Genomic DNA, 17,839 nt, shown 5'->3' with positions numbered 1-17,839 from the left:
TGATCGTTCGTTCACGCTCCGTAGTTCTCGAAGAGTGCCGGTGTGCCGCCGGCGTGCCACAGGACGACGGTCCTGCGCTCGAGGCGGCCGGCCCGTGCCCAGGCGGCGATCCCGGCCGCCACCCGCGCGGTGTAGACCGGGTCTGCGGCGATCCCTTCGGTCGCGCCCAGGAGATGAGCCGCATCCGCGGCCCCCGGTGAAGCGGTGCCGTACGGCAGCCATGACGTCAGGTCGTCGAGGATGATCTCATCGCTCCAGCGCGAGCGACCGGCCGACCGACCCTCACCCCACAGTTCACGGAGCTCGGACATGAGCAGGACGAGATGGCCGCGGAACACGGACTCTGACGGCGCCGTTGAGAAATAGGTCGGAACCCCGATCACGGTCGTCGCGAGTCCGGCACGCCAGAGCGCCACCCGGAGGCCAGCGTATGTGCCTCCCGTCGCGGCGCCGACGAACAGGTAGTCGGGCGATACGCCGATCGTGCTGAGTTGCTCGGACAGCTCCATCCCGGCGAGCACCTGACCCGACGCACCGACCACGCCCGATGCGCCGAGCACGACTTCGTACGGAACCCCCTGCCCGTTTCGTATCTCCCCGAGGACCTCGCGGAGGAGGGTGTCTCGGGTGCCGGCGGCGGAGTCCGACGCATACCGAAGCTCGGCGCCGAGCAGCTCGCATACCCGCTCGTTGGGGCTCGGCTCGGCCGGCCTCGGTCCCGAGAGGACAAGGATGCAGCGCAGCCCGGCTCGCGCGGCCGCCGCGGCCGTCAGCCGGCAGTGGTTCGCTCGACCCCGTCCGGAGGTCACGAGCGCGTCCGCCCCCTGCGCGAGGGCTGCGCCCACGTGGAACTCAAGGTTGCGCAGTTTGTTGCCCCCGAGTCCGATCGACATCAGGTCCTCGCGTTTCATCCAGACATCGACGGCCGGATCGTGGCCGGCGGCGGCGGCGATCGCGCCGAGAGCATGGCTGAAGCGCGGCAGGTGCTCGAGCGGAGTCGGTTTCGTGAACAGCTCGACCTGCGGGAGCGGCGGCGCGGCGGCGCGGCCGGCGGTCGTGCTGACGGCCCCCTGTTGCCCGGTCATGAGCCCAACGCGGGGCGCAGCGGGTGGCACTGCCGGTGGGCTGGGTGCTCGACGATCCGGGCGAGGAACTCGACGATGAGCTGGACGCCGACAAATGACGTCAGCTGAGCCGCGTTGTCGATCATCGGATTGACCTCGACGAGGTCGAACCCGATGACGTGGGCGCGGCGGGCGATCGCGATGAGCGCGTCGCGGAGCTCGTCGTAGGAGAGGCCGCTCGGCTCGGGCGCGCTCGTCCCAGGCACGATCGACGGGTCGAGCACATCGACATCGATGCTGACGTAGACCGCGCCGTCCTTCGGGAGGAGCTCGGCGAGGCCCTCGGGTCCCCGCCGGCGCAGGTCCCGCGCCGTGACGATCGCATTCCCGTCACGGATCGAATCGCTGGCGTCCTCCTCGTGCGTCCGGAAGCTGCGAATGCCCACCTGGATGATCCGCTCCACATGGTCGAGCGTCGTGATCATCCGCATCGGATTCCCGTGCGAGTGGATGACACCATGGACGAACGGCTGGTAGTCGACGTGGGCGTCGAAGTGGACGACGGTCAGCCGCTCGGAGAACGCCCGGACGATCGAGTACGAGATTCCGTGGTCGCCGCCGAGGACGACCGGCATGGCACCGCGATCAAGGATCGTCCGGACCATCGCGGTGGCGTTGTCCCAACTCTGGTCCGGCCGAGTGTAGATGACGTCGACATCGCCGCAGTCGACGATTCGCCGGTTGTCGAGCTCGTAGTCGAGGTAGCGACGACCCTCATCGATGTCCCAGAAGCCCCCGTGGCTCTGGGGCGTCCCGCCCGCGAAACGCATCGAGAGCTCGCGCAGGCGGCGGGGCCCGAGTCGTGCGCCGGGCAGCCAGCCGGTTCCCTCGTCGCTCGGAAAGCCGAGCACGGCGACGTCGGCGTCGAGCTCGGCGAGGTTCGTGCACGTAGGGGCGCGCAGGAATGAGACGAGCCCGGTGAACGGAAGGTCGAGCCGATCACCCACGGCTGTCGGACTCCGGCGCACGCACAGACTCCATCGCCGTCAGACGTCGTCGTGGAGAATGCGCCGGAGGAACTCGGCGGTGCGGGGCTGCTTCGGCGAGGAGAAGATCTCCTTCGGGGCGCCCTCCTCGATGATCACGCCCTGATCCATGACGACGATGCGCTCGGCGACCTGGCGCGCGAACTGCATCTCGTGGGTCACGACGACCATCGTCATCCCGTCCTCCGCGAGGAGTCGCATCGTCCGGAGCACCTCGCCGACGAGCTCCGGGTCGAGGGCCGAGGTGACCTCGTCGAAGAGCATGACCTCGGGCTGCATCGCGAGGGCTCGCGCGATCGCGACGCGCTGTTGCTGACCGCCCGACAGCTGATGGGGGTACGCGTTCGCCTTGTCGAGGAGCCCGATGTGCGCGAGAAGGGCCTCAGCACGCTCCGTGGCCGCGGCGCGGTCGAGGCCGCGCACGTAGATCGGGGCCTCGATGACGTTAGCCATGACCGTCATGTGCGGGAACAGGTTGAAGCGCTGGAAGACCATCCCGACCTCGGCCCGGACGGCTCGCATCGCGCTCTCGGACGGACGTTGCGTCTTGCCATCCGGTCCCGGGATCGCGAGCGGGACGCCCTTGACGGTGATCGAGCCCGCGTCGATCCGCTCGAGCGCGTTGATCGTCCTGATGAGCGTCGTCTTGCCCGAGCCGCTCGGGCCGATGACGACGAGGACCTCGCCCGGGGCGACGTCGAGCGAGACGCCTCGCAGAACCTCGACCGCGCCGAAGGACTTGTGGACGTCACGCATCGAGATGAGAGGCCCGGCGGCGGCAGCGGTCGCGGACGGCCCGGCGTTGTGGTTCATCGTGAGCTGATGCGCAGGCGCCGCTCGATCGAGCGGACGCCGAGGCTGGCCGGGTAGCTGATCGCGAGGTAAATCACGAAGATGATCGAGTAGATCTCGATGTACCGGAACGTCTGTGCGGCCAGGAGCTGCCCGGAGAAGAGCAGCTCGGAGACCGAGATCGTCGAAACAAGTGCTGTGTCCTTGAAGAGCGAGATGAAGTAGTTCCCGACCGGTGGGATGACGATCCGGAACGCCTGGGGGAGGATGACGTGCCGGAGTGTCAGGCCCGTCGGCATCCCTAGGGCGTCGGCCGCCTCCCACTGGCCCTTGTCGACGGCGTCGATCCCCGAGCGGAAGACCTCGCTGAGGTACGCACCGGTGTTGACGCCGAGCCCGATGACACCGGCGACGATCGGGTCGAGCCGAAGCCCGAAGAACGGGAAAACGTAGTAGATGTAGAAGAGCTGAAGGAGCAGGGGCGTCCCACGGATGAGCTCCACGAACGCCCGGGCGGGCCAGCTGAAGTATTTCTTCCGCGCATCGAGCTGGGCGAGAGCCAGAAAGAGGCCGATGACCAGGGCGAACGCCATGCTGGCGAACGTGAGGAAGACCGTCAGCTGTAGGCCCGCCCAGAGACTGGGCAACCATTCCGAGGCCCGGTCGAAATTCACCCGTCAGGCTCCGACATCGGCGGATCCGCTCCTGCCCAAGGTGATCTCGAAGCCCGCTGCCCCTACGGCTTCAGGAAGAAGTCAGTCGGCGTGAGGCCCCACTTCGTGAAGATCGCGGCGACCGTGCCGTCGGACAGCATCTGCGTGTACGTCGAGTTGAACGCGTCGAGGAATGCCTGGTCGCCCTTGGCGATGCCGAACGCGCAGTTCGACGTGCTCTTGCTCTCCGGGATGTAGTCGCTGACGATCTGGAAGTTGAGGCTCGGGTTTTGCGTGAGTGCGTAGGCCGAGAGCGAGGCGTCGACAACGCCGGCGTCGATGCGGCCCGCGGAGAGGTCAGCGAAGACGTTCTCGATCTTCGGATACTGCTTGATATCGATAGTCGTCCCGCCGGTGCACTTCGCGCTCGCCGCCTTCAGCGTGTCGACGTAGGTCGTGCCGATGTACGTGCCGGCGCTCTTGCCGCAGAGATCAGCAAGCTGATGGATATTCTTCGGGTTGCCCTTGACGACGTCGAGGGCCTCGGGGTTGTAGAACGTCGTCATCGTGAAGTCGATGACCTGGGCCCGCGCCGGCCTGATGTACATCGCATCGCCGATGATTTCGATCTGCCCGCTCTGGAGGCCAGGGATGAGGCTCCCGAACGGCGTGGTTACCATGTCGATCGTCGCGCTGATCCCCTGCCGCTTGAGAAACTCGACAAGGATGTCCGTGAGCGCGCCGCTCGGCCCCTTCGTCGAGTCTACATAGGACAGCGGCGCGTCGTTCGACGTGCCGACGATGAGCTTGCCGTCCGCCTTCACCTTGGCGAGCAGGCCGGTGAGGGCCGCGGTCGCGCTGGCTCCGGGAGTCGCGCTGGCGGCCGCCGTCGACGACGGTCCAGCGCTCACCGGCGCCGAAGTGGGAGCGGTCGTGCCCGAGCACGCCCCACCGACGAATGCGGCGACCACCAGGATCGCTGCCAATCGACTGCGCGAGGACATGGGGTACTCCTCCAATGGCTGCATCAATTCATGGAATGATGCAAGACGGGCCCATTAGAGCGCACCCTCGAGGTGCTTGTCAAGAATCGGCACATTGGGGATGCGTGGTTCCCAAGTCGTGCGCGAACGGGTTGCTCGGTTGGAGTCCAACGGCCCTCCAGGAGGGGTCCATTGGCCCTCGAGGAGGGCCAATGGAGACGTCGCGGGATGCTGTATCTATCCTGCAACAAGCGCTATGCTGCAGGAACTTGGATGGAGCCCGGATTGCAGTCGACTGACCGCCACCCGGGCGACCATCGGAAATGCGCGCTTCCCGGCGCGCCTACGGAGAGACAGAATGGCGGGTCCGCTCCTCCTGCCCGAGCGAATTCGCATGAACCAGGATCGCCTTAGTCCCGGCCAGCGCCGGGTCGCCCGTTTCTGCCTGTCGCAGCCGCGCTCCGCGAGCGAGCTGGCTGCGGTGCGAATCGGGGGCATGATCGGGGTGAGCGAGTCGACGGTCGTCCGCCTTGCGCTCCGCCTCGGCTACGTGGGATTCCCGGAGCTCCAGCAGGCAATCCGCGAGACCCTCAAGCCGGGCGCCGGGGACGACGCGTCGGCGGCCTCGACCCGGCAGGGGGCGACAACTACGGCGGCCATGCTGGAAGCGGACTCACGGAACCTCGCGGAGATCGCCGCACGCCTCGACCCTGCGGACGTCGGGCGTGCCGTGGACCTGCTCGCGGACACGCGGACGATTTACGTCGTGGGCTTTCGGACGTCGTTCAGTGTCGCCTACCTCGCGAGCTTCCTGCTTCAGCAGATCCATCCGCAGACGCGGCTCATGGACGACTCCGGCGGCAGTCTCGTCAATGACGTCGCGGCGATGGGACCCGGCGACACCGTCGTCGCCATCGCCTTCCCGAGGTATGTGCGCAAGACAATCCAGGTCGTCGAGTACGCGATCGCTCACGGCATCCGATCGATTGCGATCACCGACAGCTTCCTCTCCCCGATTGCGACAGCGGACATCATCTTCTCGGTCCCCCACGACACGCCGAGCTTCTTCAACTCGAACGTCGCAGCGACGGTCGTCGTTAACGCGCTCGTCGCCGAGTACGCGGACCGGACTGCCGGCCGGTCGTCACGCGACCAGCGGCATCTCGTCGAGACCTTCTACGAGGTCGTCGATGCCGACGTCAGTGGCAGGAACGGCCGGCGCTGACGCCGCACCCGAGAAAGGTGGCCGAATGCAACCCGTTCAGATCGCGCTGCTCGGCTACGGTCCTGTGGCGCGTGACTTCATCGTGCTCCTCGGCGAGCGTGACACGGACCTACGTCGGCGATACGGCATCGCGCTGTCCGTTGCCGGGATCCGCACGGAGAGCCAGGAGATCATCCTCCGGCCCGCGGCGACCGGGCCAGAGGCCGTCCCCGCGCGCGAGGCATGGACGCCCGCAGGAGAGCTTGGCGCGTTCCTCACCTCGAGCGCGGCCTCGGTCGCCGTCCAGGCGATTCCGAGTGACGACCGGCTCGTCGACACCGCGACGGCGCAGATGTTGGCAGCCTTCGATGCCGGGATGGACGTCGTGACCGCAACGAAGACGCACCTCGTCCGGCGTTGGGGCGTCCTCGCGGAGGCTGCCATCCGGACGGGCCACCGGGTGAGAATCTCCGGCGCGACGGGAGCCGCCCTCCCAGCTGCCGATCTAGCTCGCGTCAGCCTCCGCGGGTTCCCCTGTCGGGCGATCCGCGGGTCGCTCAACGGCACGAGCAGCTTTGTCCTCGAGCAGCTCGACGCGGGCGGCTCGCTGGCCGACGCCGTCCGCGTGGCCCAGTCGCGCGGAATCGCCGAGGCGGACCCCACGAGCGACCTCGACGGGCGCGACGCGGCCGCCAAGCTCGTCCTCCTCGCCAACCTCCTCTGGGGGGTCGGCGCATCGATCGATGCGATCAAACGGGAGCCAATTGACGGGTCCGTCGCGGCCCGGGCCGCAGCCGCCGCCCGGGCCGGTCGGCGGCTGCGCGCCGTAGCGAGCGCGGACGTTGAGACTGGCCGCCTCGAGGTCGGCCTCGAGGCGCTGGAGCCCGGCGACCCCCTCTTCCCGCTGAGCGGGCCCGAGAAGGCGGTCGCCTACGACTGCGGCGTCGTCGGTCAGATCGTGGTGTCCGGCGGGCGATCGAGCCCCCGTGGCGCAGCGCAGGCGATGCTCAAGGACGTGCTCGGTCTTGTCCTTGAGGCCGGCCCAGCCGGCTTCGACTGATCAGGTTCGGAGAGGATGAGATGAAGGTTCTCATGGCCGTCCCCAACGTCTGCGAGGGGAAGAACGCCGCCATCATCGAGCGCATCGTCGACGCCGTCCGCGGCGTGGATCGCGTGACGCTCCTCGACGTCTCGTCCGATGAGAACCACAACCGGACCGTCCTGACGTATCTCGGCGAAGTGGAGCCGGTCCTCGAGGCCAGCCGCCGCATGGCGCTCGTTGCGCTCGAGCTCATCGACATGCGGACGCACAAAGGCGAGCATCCACGCGTCGGGGCGGTCGACGCCGTCCCGTTCGTCCCTGTCCGGGGGATGGAGATGGCCGAGGCCGTCCAAGTTGCCCACAGCTTCGGGCGATTCCTCGGTGAGCGCGGCATCCCTGTCTGGTACTACGGGGCGGCCGCAGCCGGGCCGGGCCGACCCGTCGGCTCGGGGAAGCTCACCCAGCAGCTCCTCGGCGAGTACGAGAACCTCTCCCGCCAGGTCCTCGACGACGCGTGGCCGCCCGACGAGGGCGCGCAGGCGTTCGACCCGCGCCACGGCGCGTGCACCGTTGGCGCCCGCTCCCACCTCATCTGCTTTAACGTCAACCTTGCCTCGACCGATGTGTCAATCGCGAAGCGGATCGCGAAAGTGATCCGCCAGAGCAGCGGCGGCTATCGTGACGTCCAGGCGATCGGCCTCGCGCTCGAGAGCCGCGGCCTCATCCAGGTCTCGACGATGACGACCCGCGATGTCGATACGCCGCTGCCGCGGCTGCTCGAGACGATCCGCTTCGAGGCAGCCCGGCACGGCGTCGCCGTCGTCGGGACGGAGTTCAGCGGCCCGATTCCGCTGCGAGCGCTCGAGGAGGTCGTTCGGCACTACCTCCAGCTCCATGACTTCTCGGTCAACCAGGTCATCGAGAGCGCGCTCATCCCGTAGGGTCAGGTGCGGCCGCCTCCTTTGGCGGCGTATCAGCCGATCGAATCCGCGTTCGCGCGTCTTCGACATTCAGCCGGCGCAGCAGAATGTCGCGCGGGCGACCATTATGTCCAACCGTCCTTGGCAGCCCAGGTCCTCCATCGAAGCCAGCGCGGTTCACCCCGGTGGGCGTGGAAGAGGACGAGCCGGACGCCGGCCAAGGCGAGCTCACAGAGCCTCAGGAGGAACGGCGCCCAGCATTGCCCTCGTCGTCGGTTCTTCACTCCAACGACGCGAGGATGACCCGATGGCCGATTCCTTGGTCAGCCGGTTCGGCTGTTCGCGGTCATCGGGGACACGACCTTCATCGGGGACACGACCTTTTCTCCTCCACGACCCCTGGCCCCAGCGTTCACCACATCACCCAGCCGCCGGTCAGATTTACCGCCTGACCGGTCATGTACGAAGCCGCATCAGACAGGAGGAAACAGATCAGCCCTGCGCACTCGTCGGCCGAGCCTGTTCGCCCCAGCGGGACGGTCTTGACACGGGCCGCGTCGAGTTCCTCGGGTGTGATCCGACGGAGCGCCGAGATCCCCTCGAGGACCTTCTCCTGCATCGGGGTGTCGATGATCCCGGGACAGATCGCGTTGACGCGCACGTTATGCGGCGCGAGGGCGTATGCGAATGAGCGCGTAATCGAGAGGACGGCAGCCTTTGTGGCTGCGTAATGGGCGAGGTCAACTGTGGTTGCGAGCTTCGCGGAAGCCGATGACAGGTTCACGATCGCCCCGCCGGCGGGCATGGTGGGTCCGATGCCCTGAATCAGGAAGAACATCGACTCGGCGTTGATCCGGAAGATCCGCCGCCAATCCTCCGTGGTCACCTCAAGGATGGGCTTCACGAAAAGGATTCCGGCCGCATTCACAAGATATTGGGCTCCGCGGCCCGCCTCTATAACCCGCGCCCGGCCGGTCTCCTCGCCCAGGTCGGCAACGACCGGCGTCGCGCCGAGGTCGGCAATCGGACCCAACCCAGCCTCGCTGATGTCCACCGCAAGGACCGAGGCGCCTTCCGAGAGCAGGCGCTTGGCGGTCGCGAGCCCAATCCCGCTCGCCGCACCGGTTACTACGGCCAGACGGCTCGTCGCATAGCCCATCGAGAGCCTCCTCCATCCGCCCGGTTTCTGGGTGCGCGATGCGACCCGGACATCCGGGCCGCCGTTGCTGGACGCTGTGGTCTGGTCGACCGGAACTGGCAGTCGCATCCGCCAGAAGGTGAATTCCGGCGACCCGGTGCGGATAACCTGACTACGGGTCGAGAGGGTTCGGCGGCTCGGGCGATGCGACATCGCGGTCGGTCTCGACCCGTCTCTCAGGCCGAGCCGCGCGCGCATAGACGAGGACAGATCGCTCGAATTCGATGACCGTCTCATTGCGCTGGTTGAAGCCACGGGTCCGGACTCGGACGATCCCCTGACCCGGTCGAGAGCGAGAAGGCCGCACTTCGAGGACTTCGCTCGAGGCATACAGGGTGTCGCCCGCGAACACCGGCGACGTCAGCTTGATGTTGTCCCAACCCAGATTGGCCACGGCATTCTGGCTCACGTCAGCCACGCTCAGTCCCGTGACGATCGCCAAGGTCAGGGTGCTCACGACAAGGGGGCGCCCGAACTCGGTTCGCGCGGCGTAATCGGCATTCACGTGGATCTGGTGGGTATTGCTCGTCAGCAGGGTGAACCACGTGTTATCGGTCTCGCTGATCGTCCGCCCGTTGACGTGACGGTAGACGTCACCGACGGTGAAGTCCTCGAGGAAGCGCCCCTCCCAGTCGATTCTCATGATCCAGACGTGCCCCCAAGGATCGACGCGCTCTTGAGTTCGGCCAGCTCATCGCGGTCGATTACACCGAGCTCGAAGGCCCGGCCGGGTGCGAACCGGCCATGGGCTGTAGCGCGGCGCAGGAGTACCCGGGCGTGGCGATCGGTCGCCCGATCAGACATGATGCCCTCGATGATAGTTGCGCCGCGGCCTTCGTTGACCGCTGCCCGGTAGGCGTCAAGTTTGGCCGCCTCGACCTCGAGGGTTGCCGGTGCGAAGGCGGCATCGAACGCCAGCAGGACGGCGAACAATTGGGCCGGGTGGCCGACCCACTTGCCGGTCATGCCGAGATCGCGGGCCTGGATCGCGTCGTCATAGACAAGCCGCATCCGGACGAGAAATCGTTCGCGGTTGGCGGCGGCATCGAGCGCCGGGTCGCTGACCGGGTAGTCGAGCGTCATTCCGTCTATCGCCGGCACTCCCAAGGCGCCGGCGACGGCCACGATCTCCCCCCGCGCCCAGCTTGCCAGGGCGTGGTCGGTCGAGATCGCGGGCAGGCCGAGGTCAGCCGAGTAGTCGGCCAGCCCGAAGATAAGCGCGCAGGCGCGCGACGCGGCACGGACGGCGATCTCTGCCAACCGGGCGACGGCCCACCCGGACTCGATCAGAAAGGCAACACGGATCGTTCCCTGCGCCAGGCCGAGAGCTGCCTCCCCCTGGTCGAGGATGTCGTACAGCAGGCCGACTTCTTCTGGATGCTCGAGCTTGGGAAAGACGATTCCGTCCAGCGCGTATCGTCCCGGTGGCGAGGCGTCGGCAATCTGCCACATGACGCTATACAGATCGTGCACTGTCGTGCCGAGGGCAAAGCCGGGCGGTCGGAAGAAGCGGAGTGTCGCCGGGCCATCGCCCGTCCAATCTGCCCCGGCGACGAGGTTCGCCGCATTGGCGAGTCCCTGAGCCACGACGTCGTTGCGGAGGGCCTGGGCGTCTTCCCCGTCGAGCATGACAAGCGGCGCCCGCCGCGGTGTCGCCAGAAGTCGCTCGACTTCTCCCCGGTCGGTCTCCAGGCGTTCGGCCAGGTTGCCGCCGGTCAATCCCATCCGCTCGAGGATCCGCGCCATCGGCTCGGTGCCGCCCTCGATCGCCTTGCGGCCCATCGCCTCGTCGCCTGCCGGCGTCGTGAAATGCGCCGCCTGGCGCCAAAAGCGGAGAGGGAGGGCCACCCGACGGCCAGTCAGCGCGGAGGAGCCCGCTTCCTGACGCCGAGTGGCCTCCCTGATGTGGTCCTCGAGCGACCGCCGATCGCTCGTCACGCCGGATCCTGCCATTCCGCGGCGGCTTCGAGGGCGGCCCGGAGATCGGCGAGGAAGGCTGCCGCGGAAGCGCCGTCCAGCGCTCGGTGATCGGCCGAGAGAGTGGCGGTTAGCATCGGCCGGATCCCGACCGCGCCGCCGATGACGACCGCTCGCGGCTCGATCCGAGCGGTCGCCAGGATCGCGACCTGCGGCGGCGTGATGATCGCGGTGAAGCCCGAGATCGGGTACATCCCGAGATTGCTGAGGGTGAACGTGGCGTCATTGATCTCCGCCGGCCGAAGTCGTCCAGAGCGCGCCCGCTGGGTCAGATCGCGGAGACCAATGGCGAGGGCTGCCACGGATCGATCCGTGCAATCGAGGAGGGCTGGCGCAATGAGGCCGTCGTCGAGGGCGATGGCGACGCCGATGTTGATGGCGTCGACAAGCCGGAGCTCGTCATCTGCCCAGATCGCATTGAACGCCCGATGGCTGGCCAGGCTCATCGCCAACGCTCGGAGCAGATAGGCCGTGACGGTCACCCGCTCGTCGGGGGCGTGTCCCGCGTTGCGCCGAGCCGCAGACTCCAGGACGGCGGTCATGTCGACCTCGACGCTCACGTAGAAGTGCGGTGCGACCTGCTTGCTGTGGACCATCCGGCGAGCGATCGCCGCGCGCATCGGACTCAGGGCGACGGCGTGCCAACCAGCGCTCATTCCTCCGTCTCGAGCTGGCCGATGACCTCCCCGACGGGGACCTCGCTGCCAGCGTCGTGGATGATCTCTACGAGGATGCCGCTGGCGAGGGCCTCCATCTCGACAGTCGACTTCTCCGTCTCGATCTCGGCGATCGGCTCACCCCGCTGAACCTTGTCTCCGACCGCCTTCAGCCATGACGCGATCCGCCCGGTGGACATGTCGTAGCCAAGCTGGGGCATCTCGATCGGGACGCGCATCGACCACCTCCTGGGACGGCCGCCCTACCCGGCCGAAGTCGCAGCGAAACGTACAACAAACGATTGTGCCCCGCAACCCTCCGGTGTCGCGGTGAAGCCGTTCATGTCCGGATTGACAATCGTTTGTTCAATCAGGTACGTTCGGTACAGTCAGGTCGAGGAGATCTAACCGAGGGCGGATGACATGGGCGACTTCGATGGCAGAGCGGTGCTCGTCACCGGCGGCGCGCTCGGCATCGGGCGCGGGATCGTTTGGGCGTTCGCCGCAGCCGGGGCTCGGGTAGCGATCGCAGATGTCGATGGGCCCGCAGCCGAGGCCTTGGCCGCCGAGCTCGGGGCGACGGGCGCCCGCGTCGTCGCGGTGGTCGGAGACGTCGCCTCGGCGACGGATGCCGAGCGGATTGTCAGCCAGACGGTCGCGCATCTCGGCCGGCTCGACATCCTCGTCAACAACGCGGGGATCCAGCCGACTCATTGGTACTTCCGGCTTGAGGACATGCCCGAGGAGGTCTGGGACCGGATCATCGGGGTTAACCTCAAGGGGGTGTTCCTCATGTCCAAATACGCTCTCCCGCGGATCCGCGAAACCGGGCGGGGCGGCGTTGTGGTCAACATGTCGAGCGTGCAGGGCCTTCAGTCGATGCCCGGCGTGCCCGCCTACGCGGCCAGCAAAGGCGGCATTCTCTCGCTGACACGGAACATGGCCCTCGATTACGCTGCGGAGGGCATCCGCGTCGTGGCCATCTGCCCGGGCACCATCGATACCGAGTTGGTCCGCGATCTGGCTCGGGCTGAAGGCGGGGACATCGAGGCCAATGTGAAGCGCTACGGATCGGTCCACCCCCTTGGACGCATCGGTCGCCCTGAGGATATCGCCGAGGCTGTCCTCTTCCTCGCCGGCGACCGGGCAAGCTTCATCACTGGCGAGTACCTCAGCGTCGACGGCGGCTTCATGGCCCAGGGGGCCTGGGCCTCGAGTGCTGGTGGCGACCGATGAGCGGAACCGACACGATCGATGCCGTCGAGGTGATGACGATTCAGGCGCAACTCCCCGCGCCGGTCGTCTTTGGCGAGTGGATCATGAACTATCGCGAATTCGCCCTCGTTCGAGTGACCTCCACAGCTGGGCTGCGCGGCTACGCCTACACGCTGACCCGGGACGGTGCCGTTGCCGAGCAGATCCGCAAGACGATCGCGCGCATGTACGTCGGGACAGCCGTCGGCGAGCAGGAGAGGACGTTCACGGTCGCCTGGCGACGCAGTCTCGCGTCCCATGCGGCCGGGATCGGGCTTCGCGCCCTGTCGATCGTCGACCTCGCCTCATGGGACTTGGCTGCGAAGGCGGCTGACCTCTCGATCGCCGGGCTGCTCGGTGGCGCGAATCGACCGATGCCGGTAACGGCGATCATCGGCTATCCCCCAGCCACGATGGGGCCGGAGGAGACGGGCGCCCAGACTGCCGAGCTCTACGCGTCGGGCTGGCGGCGGTTCAAGGCGCCGATCGCGGCCACTCCCGAGCGGACGGCCGCCCGACTTCGGGCCGCTCGCGCCGCAGCCCCGGATGCCTGGCTCGGCCTCGACGCCGCATGGGTGTATGACGATGTTGGAGTCGCAGCCGCGTTCGTCAACTCGATCGCCGACGTCAACCTGGGTTGGTTCGAGGATGTCTTCCCACCGGGAGATGCCGGGCAGCTGCGCCGTCTGCGTGAGCTCACCGCGACGCCGATCGCCACGGGTGATGAGCAGGGAGGCATCTACTACCCGGAGGCGCTGATCACCGAGGCGGCCGTCGACGTGGTCCGGGTCGATTTCACCTGCATGGGCGGGATCACCCGAGGCCGACGGATCATCGACCAGGTCCTCGCGGCGGGGCTGGCATTCGCCCCGCACATGTTCCCCCACGTCCACAGCCAGGTCCTTGCCGGCCTCGGTTACGCCGACGCGCCGATCGAGTGGGGGATCCCGTTCACGGGGGTCCACCCGATGGACGACCCGTTGCCCCAGCCGACCATCGAGGTAGGCGGGCGGATGGCAGCGTTACCCGAGGCACCCGGGTTCGGCCACCTCGTCGACCCGGAGTGGATCCGCTCTCAACCTCATGATGATCCCGATGGGATCCTCCGAGGCCTGTAATCGTTGGCCGTGCCGAACGCTCGGGCCATGATCTCGAGATGGTCGTTCGAGGACGCTCAGCCCGGTCTCACGATCGAGCACCCTGGGGGTCGGACGATCGGCTCCGACGAGCACGTATGGCTCGCGATGGTCTCGAACAACGCGAGCGACCTGCACGCCAATGCCGACTACGCTCGGACGACCGCTTATGGCCAACCGGTCGTCCTCGGTGCCCTCACCGTCGCCGTGGTGGCGGGCTTAGCGGAACCGATCGAGTGGCCGCCTGCGGATGCGGTCCTCGGCCGGTCCTGGGGCTGGATCTCAATCCGCCTCGCGGGCCCCGTCTTTGCCGGCGACACCCTGCGGGCGGAGTCGGTCATCCTCTCTGGTGTGCCCTTGGCGGATGGTCGAGGAGGTGTCGTCCGTCGCCGAATCGTCGGTCGAAACCAGCGCGGTGAGGAAGTGGCCGCCATCGAGGAAGAACGCCGGGTGGCCTGCCGTGGAGTCGGAACAAAGGATTGTTGACAATCGTTGGTCCCGTCTAGTACGGTGCGGCGCGAGCAGGACCATGCGGTCTTGCAGGGCTCGTCGTAGAGGAGGAACGCCGTGAACCAGGAAGCCACGCCGAGGGGCGACGGCGCCGTCTCGGCGGCTGTCCAGGGTCTGCTCGCCGGCCGGATCAGTCGGCGTGAATTTGTCCGACGGGCGACCATCCTTGGCCTCTCCGGCGGCGCGATCAGCGCAATCCTGGCTGCCTGCGGCTCGGCCGCGACTGCGGCCCCATCGGCCGCCGCAAGCTCGAGCGGGCCATCGGCCGCCGGATCGAGCCCCGCGGCATCGTCGGCTGGCGGGACCTTCGACCCGATGAAGTATGCCGGTACCAAGGTAAGCATCTTGATGACCGGTAGCGAGAACGACCACCGGGCCCTCGGAGACAAAGTCGCCCAACTCAAGACCGAAACGGGCATTGACCTCACGATCAGCGCGCCCGCCCTCAACGCTCTCATCCCAAAGACGGGTCAGGAGCTCGCTGCATCGCAGTCTGCGTTCGAACTCGTCAACTATCTGGGTTTCCTCACCACAGGCTACCTGTCGAACGGCTCGTTCGAGCAGCTCAACAAATACAAGGATGATCCCGCGGAGACGCCGCCAGACTGGGACTTCTCGGACTTCGCGACGGCGAACCTCAACAACGTCGGAATCTTCGATCCGACGACCAAGACGCTCGGCAAAGGGACCAATCTCTACGGCATTCCTGGTTTGCACAGCGGCTCGGTCGTCTACTTCTACCGGAAGGATCTCTTCGACGCGGCGGGTCTTCAGCCGGCCAAGACGTGGGACGATTTCAAGGCGGCGGCGAAGGCCCTGAACAAGCCGGGCCAAGTGGCAGGCTGCAGTTTCATCGGCGCCAACGACTTCTCCTTGGCCACCGTCTCCTGGTACACGACGTTCCTCACCACGGGCGGCGTCCTCCTGACCGGCAGCCCGGCGACCAAGGACTTCAAGCCCAACCTCAACAGTCCCGAGGCGGTCGGCGCGCTCCAGATGCTCATCGACTTGCTGCCGTATGCGCCGACGAACGTGACTTCGTATGGCTTCCCGGAGAACGTGGATGCGTTCTCCTCCGGCAAGATCGCCCAGATGGTCTTCTGGTCCACGATCGCCGGGCCGGTGTACAACCCGGCCACTTCCAAGGTCGCCACGATGACCGGCGTCACCCCGGTCCCAGCCGCGCCAGGTCAGACGTCGCAGGCGATCCTCGGTGGCTGGGGGGTCGGGATTCCAGCGAACGCCGACCCGACGAAGAAGGCAGCCGCCTGGCGGGCGCTCACATGGATGACGAGCAAGTCGTTCAACAACTACGAGGAGTTGCAGTACCAGATCGACCCGAGCCGGAATTCGACCTACAACGATCCGACCCTGATCGCCAAGCTGCCCTATCTGCCGATCTCCGGCGCGGCGAACGCCGGGGCCCACACCATCGAGACGTCTATCCTCGCCGACTTCTTCGGGATGAACGCGTCGATGAACGTCGAATTCAACAAGGCGCTCATCGGTGCGCAGGACGCCAAGACGGCCTGTGCCAACGTCCAGACGCTCTGGGAAGCCTCGCTCCGCAAGGCCGGCGTTCTCGTCTGATCGACGAAAACTACGGCCGCCCGAGAGCGCCTGCGACTGTTCAGGTGACCGGCAGGGTAGGTCGTCTTCCTGTGACCGAAAGGGGGGGCAGGACGTCGCGTTTGGTCTCGCGTAACACGCGCGACGTCCTGCTCCTGCTCGGTCCATGCCTCATCTACCTGTTCGCATTCTCGGTTTTTCCGCTGCTCTACAGTCTGCGGCTTTCGTTCACCGACCTGGGCATTGCGAAAGACTCGGGCCACTGGGTCGGTTTCGACAACTACGTCGCGGTCTTCAATGATCCGTTTTTCTGGAACGCGGCACGGACCACCGCAGTGATGGTGGGGTCGGCTGTCGTCCTGCAAGTTGTTCTTGGCGTTGGACTCGCCCTCTTCTTCAACCAGCGCCTGCGGGGCTCCTGGCTGGTACGCGGAGCGCTCATCCTGCCGATGCTCTTGACCCCCATCGTCGTGGGAGTCATGTGGAGGGCGATGCTCAACCCCGACTGGGGCATCGTCAATTGGGCCATCGGACGGCTCGGTCTGCCGCCCATCAACTGGTTGGGTTCGACGGATTGGGCCATCCGCACGCTGGTGATCGCGGACACCTGGCAATGGACCCCATTTGTATTCCTCGTCGTGTACGCCCGGCTGCAGGCGCTACCCGAGCATGTGTTTGAGGCCGTCCAAGTTGACGGCGCTGGCCGGTGGGCGACCTTCCGGTACATCACGCTGCCGCTCCTCGCGCCGGCGATTGCGTTTGCGGCCATCTTTCGGGCCATCGACGCTTTTCGCTCGTTCGACCTCGTCTATGGCCTGACCTATGGAGGACCAGCTCGCACAACAACGACGTTGAGCTTTCTGACCTACCAGACCGGATTCGACTTTCAGCAGTACGGGTATTCGGCGGCGATCGCCTACGTGATGGTCGTCGTCCTGATCGTCCTCTCCACGGTGACCCTCCGTTTCGTCCGCTTGCGCGGGCAGGAGGGCGCATGAGACACGTCGTCGGGCGGGTGGCTGCGTACGTTGTGCTCGCGCTCATCGCGATCGTCGCCCTCGGCCCATTCGCGTACCTCCTCATCCTGTCATTGAAGACACGGATCGAGATCGCCTCAGACGTGCCACCGACCCTGAGCTTCGACTGGTCGACGATCGTCAGGAACTACACCGAAGTGATCGGGACCCAGGGGATGCTCGCGTTCGTCGGGAACTCGATCATCGTGGTGGGCATCGCGACCCTCGTTGGCCTGATCGTCGGAACGCCGGCCGCCTATGCGTTCTCCCGGCTTCGCTTCCGAGGAAGAGACACATGGGCGTCCACGATCCTCAGCTTCCGGTTCATGCCTGGAGTCGCGGTCGCCATCCCCATCTTCCTGATGGTCACGTTTCTCCACCAGGAGGACTCCTATGTGGGACTGGTGCTGCCGTATGTGGCCTTCACCCTCCCGCTCGTCGTCTGGATCATGATTGGCTTCTTTGACGAAGTGCCGATGGAGATCGACGACGCGGCTCGAGTGGACGGTTGCGGCCGAGCCCAACTACTCCTGCGGGTGATGCTGCCAATCGTGCGCCCAGGATTGATCGTCGCGGCGATTTTCGGTGCCATCTTCGTGTGGAACGAGTTCCTCGTCGCGCTCTTTGTCATTAACTCGCGTGATCTCCAGACCGTGACGCTCGGAGCAGCGACGTTGGTCAGTGCCGACCGCCCGATCGACTGGAATATCGCTGCCGCCGTCGGGATCGTCACCATCATTCCGATCTTCATTTTCTCCCTGTTCATCCAGCGCTACATCGTGCGCGGGATCACGTCCGGCGCGATCCGCTGACGACCAA

19 protein-coding genes are annotated in these 17,839 nt (G+C 66.6%); 9 read left to right on the top strand and 10 right to left on the bottom strand.

Annotation, left to right across the window (positions count from 1 at the left end):
• Window positions 1–11: 11 nt before the first annotated feature.
• From IVW53_10905 to IVW53_10885, 5 genes are all read right to left on the bottom strand, one after another.
• Window positions 12–1,085, bottom strand: coding sequence for a pyridoxal-phosphate dependent enzyme (locus IVW53_10905; GenBank protein ID MBF6606078.1), 1,074 nt, complete (start codon window positions 1,083–1,085; stop codon window positions 12–14).
• Window positions 1,082–2,071 carry an arginase family protein gene (locus IVW53_10900; protein ID MBF6606077.1) on the bottom strand — a complete coding sequence of 330 codons (990 nt, stop codon included), beginning with the start codon at window positions 2,069–2,071 and terminating at the stop codon, window positions 1,082–1,084. The genes IVW53_10905 and IVW53_10900 overlap by 4 nt, the downstream gene beginning before the upstream one ends.
• A gap of 39 nt (window positions 2,072–2,110) precedes the next feature.
• Window positions 2,111–2,923, bottom strand: coding sequence for an amino acid ABC transporter ATP-binding protein (locus IVW53_10895; GenBank protein ID MBF6606076.1), 813 nt, complete (start codon window positions 2,921–2,923; stop codon window positions 2,111–2,113).
• On the bottom strand, window positions 2,920–3,576 hold the full coding sequence (gene ehuD, locus IVW53_10890; protein MBF6606075.1) for an ectoine/hydroxyectoine ABC transporter permease subunit EhuD: 657 nt from the start codon (window positions 3,574–3,576) through the stop codon (window positions 2,920–2,922). The genes IVW53_10895 and ehuD overlap by 4 nt, the downstream gene beginning before the upstream one ends.
• Before the next feature lie 62 nt (window positions 3,577–3,638).
• On the bottom strand, window positions 3,639–4,559 hold the full coding sequence (locus tag IVW53_10885; protein ID MBF6606074.1) for an amino acid ABC transporter substrate-binding protein: 921 nt from the start codon (window positions 4,557–4,559) through the stop codon (window positions 3,639–3,641).
• A gap of 337 nt (window positions 4,560–4,896) precedes the next feature.
• Here IVW53_10885 and IVW53_10880 point away from each other — a divergent pair, with 337 nt between their 5' ends.
• Genes IVW53_10880 through ftcD form a run of 3 tightly spaced genes read left to right on the top strand, consistent with a single transcriptional unit; the run spans window position 4,897 to window position 7,725 of the window.
• A complete protein-coding gene (locus IVW53_10880) occupies window positions 4,897–5,763 on the top strand; it encodes a MurR/RpiR family transcriptional regulator (protein ID MBF6606073.1) in 867 nt (288 codons plus the stop codon).
• 25 nt (window positions 5,764–5,788) lie between these two features.
• Window positions 5,789–6,802, top strand: coding sequence for a homoserine dehydrogenase (locus IVW53_10875; GenBank protein MBF6606072.1), 1,014 nt, complete (start codon window positions 5,789–5,791; stop codon window positions 6,800–6,802).
• A gap of 20 nt (window positions 6,803–6,822) precedes the next feature.
• Complete coding sequence (gene ftcD / locus IVW53_10870; GenBank protein ID MBF6606071.1) at window positions 6,823–7,725, top strand: glutamate formimidoyltransferase; 903 nt, start codon at window positions 6,823–6,825, stop codon at window positions 7,723–7,725.
• Between the two features lie 391 nt (window positions 7,726–8,116).
• On the opposite strand, the gene IVW53_10865 is transcribed toward ftcD, so the two are convergent.
• The 5 genes from IVW53_10865 to IVW53_10845 all read right to left on the bottom strand — a co-directional run bounded on the left by IVW53_10865 (window position 8,117) and on the right by IVW53_10845 (window position 11,774).
• The gene (locus IVW53_10865; GenBank protein ID MBF6606070.1) at window positions 8,117–8,863 is read right to left on the bottom strand and encodes an SDR family oxidoreductase; all 747 of its coding nucleotides are present in this window, start codon (window positions 8,861–8,863) and stop codon (window positions 8,117–8,119) included.
• A 151-nt stretch (window positions 8,864–9,014) separates the two neighbouring features.
• Window positions 9,015–9,545 carry a MaoC family dehydratase gene (locus tag IVW53_10860; protein MBF6606069.1) on the bottom strand — a complete coding sequence of 177 codons (531 nt, stop codon included), beginning with the start codon at window positions 9,543–9,545 and terminating at the stop codon, window positions 9,015–9,017.
• Window positions 9,542–10,684, bottom strand: a complete 1,143-nt coding sequence (locus IVW53_10855) for a hypothetical protein (GenBank protein ID MBF6606068.1) — start codon at window positions 10,682–10,684, stop codon at window positions 9,542–9,544. Before IVW53_10855 ends, IVW53_10860 begins: the two co-directional genes overlap by 4 nt.
• Before the next feature lie 152 nt (window positions 10,685–10,836).
• A complete protein-coding gene (locus IVW53_10850) occupies window positions 10,837–11,535 on the bottom strand; it encodes a 2-oxo acid dehydrogenase subunit E2 (GenBank protein ID MBF6606067.1) in 699 nt (232 codons plus the stop codon).
• Window positions 11,532–11,774: a biotin attachment protein gene (locus IVW53_10845; GenBank protein MBF6606066.1), complete on the bottom strand. Its 243-nt coding sequence runs from the start codon at window positions 11,772–11,774 to the stop codon at window positions 11,532–11,534. Before IVW53_10845 ends, IVW53_10850 begins: the two co-directional genes overlap by 4 nt.
• A 184-nt stretch (window positions 11,775–11,958) precedes the next feature.
• Here IVW53_10845 and IVW53_10840 point away from each other — a divergent pair, with 184 nt between their 5' ends.
• The 6 genes from IVW53_10840 (at window position 11,959) to IVW53_10815 (ending at window position 17,832) form a co-directional block, all read left to right on the top strand.
• The gene (locus tag IVW53_10840; protein MBF6606065.1) at window positions 11,959–12,771 is read left to right on the top strand and encodes an SDR family oxidoreductase; all 813 of its coding nucleotides are present in this window, start codon (window positions 11,959–11,961) and stop codon (window positions 12,769–12,771) included.
• Window positions 12,768–13,907, top strand: a complete 1,140-nt coding sequence (locus IVW53_10835) for a hypothetical protein (protein MBF6606064.1) — start codon at window positions 12,768–12,770, stop codon at window positions 13,905–13,907. The genes IVW53_10840 and IVW53_10835 overlap by 4 nt, the downstream gene beginning before the upstream one ends.
• A 27-nt stretch (window positions 13,908–13,934) precedes the next feature.
• Window positions 13,935–14,411 carry a hypothetical protein gene (locus IVW53_10830; protein MBF6606063.1) on the top strand — a complete coding sequence of 159 codons (477 nt, stop codon included), beginning with the start codon at window positions 13,935–13,937 and terminating at the stop codon, window positions 14,409–14,411.
• Between the two features lie 372 nt (window positions 14,412–14,783).
• A complete protein-coding gene (locus IVW53_10825; protein ID MBF6606062.1) occupies window positions 14,784–16,025 on the top strand; it encodes an extracellular solute-binding protein in 1,242 nt (413 codons plus the stop codon).
• A gap of 101 nt (window positions 16,026–16,126) precedes the next feature.
• Complete coding sequence (locus tag IVW53_10820; GenBank protein MBF6606061.1) at window positions 16,127–17,002, top strand: sugar ABC transporter permease; 876 nt, start codon at window positions 16,127–16,129, stop codon at window positions 17,000–17,002.
• Window positions 17,003–17,124: 122 nt separating this feature from the next.
• Window positions 17,125–17,832, top strand: a complete 708-nt coding sequence (locus tag IVW53_10815) for a carbohydrate ABC transporter permease (GenBank protein ID MBF6606060.1) — start codon at window positions 17,125–17,127, stop codon at window positions 17,830–17,832.
• Window positions 17,833–17,839: the final 7 nt, after the last annotated feature.

It is taken from the genome of Chloroflexota bacterium (genome assembly GCA_015478725.1).
Taxonomy (GTDB): Bacteria; Chloroflexota; Limnocylindria; order Limnocylindrales; family CSP1-4; genus C-114.
Note: the sequence above shows the minus strand (reverse complement) of the source record. Positions and strands in the feature narration are given on the sequence as shown.

Excerpts from the sequence above, each read along its gene's own strand:
- IVW53_10865 (MBF6606070.1), bottom strand. The coding sequence starts at position 8,863 with ATGGGCTATGCGACGAGCCGTCTGGCCGTAGTAACCGGTGCGGCGAGC.
- IVW53_10845 (MBF6606066.1), bottom strand. The coding sequence starts at position 11,774 with ATGCGCGTCCCGATCGAGATGCCCCAGCTTGGCTACGACATGTCCACC.
- IVW53_10885 (MBF6606074.1), bottom strand. The coding sequence starts at position 4,559 with ATGTCCTCGCGCAGTCGATTGGCAGCGATCCTGGTGGTCGCCGCATTC.
- IVW53_10835 (MBF6606064.1), top strand. The coding sequence starts at position 12,768 with ATGAGCGGAACCGACACGATCGATGCCGTCGAGGTGATGACGATTCAG.
- IVW53_10905 (MBF6606078.1), bottom strand. The coding sequence starts at position 1,085 with ATGACCGGGCAACAGGGGGCCGTCAGCACGACCGCCGGCCGCGCCGCC.
- IVW53_10850 (MBF6606067.1), bottom strand. The coding sequence starts at position 11,535 with ATGAGCGCTGGTTGGCACGCCGTCGCCCTGAGTCCGATGCGCGCGGCG.
- IVW53_10880 (MBF6606073.1), top strand. The coding sequence starts at position 4,897 with ATGGCGGGTCCGCTCCTCCTGCCCGAGCGAATTCGCATGAACCAGGAT.
- IVW53_10840 (MBF6606065.1), top strand. The coding sequence starts at position 11,959 with ATGGGCGACTTCGATGGCAGAGCGGTGCTCGTCACCGGCGGCGCGCTC.
- IVW53_10875 (MBF6606072.1), top strand. The coding sequence starts at position 5,789 with ATGCAACCCGTTCAGATCGCGCTGCTCGGCTACGGTCCTGTGGCGCGT.
- IVW53_10855 (MBF6606068.1), bottom strand. The coding sequence starts at position 10,684 with ATGGGCCGCAAGGCGATCGAGGGCGGCACCGAGCCGATGGCGCGGATC.
- ftcD (MBF6606071.1), top strand. The coding sequence starts at position 6,823 with ATGAAGGTTCTCATGGCCGTCCCCAACGTCTGCGAGGGGAAGAACGCC.
- IVW53_10860 (MBF6606069.1), bottom strand. The coding sequence starts at position 9,545 with ATGAGAATCGACTGGGAGGGGCGCTTCCTCGAGGACTTCACCGTCGGT.
- IVW53_10825 (MBF6606062.1), top strand. The coding sequence starts at position 14,784 with ATGACCGGTAGCGAGAACGACCACCGGGCCCTCGGAGACAAAGTCGCC.
- IVW53_10895 (MBF6606076.1), bottom strand. The coding sequence starts at position 2,923 with ATGAACCACAACGCCGGGCCGTCCGCGACCGCTGCCGCCGCCGGGCCT.
- IVW53_10830 (MBF6606063.1), top strand. The coding sequence starts at position 13,935 with ATGATCTCGAGATGGTCGTTCGAGGACGCTCAGCCCGGTCTCACGATC.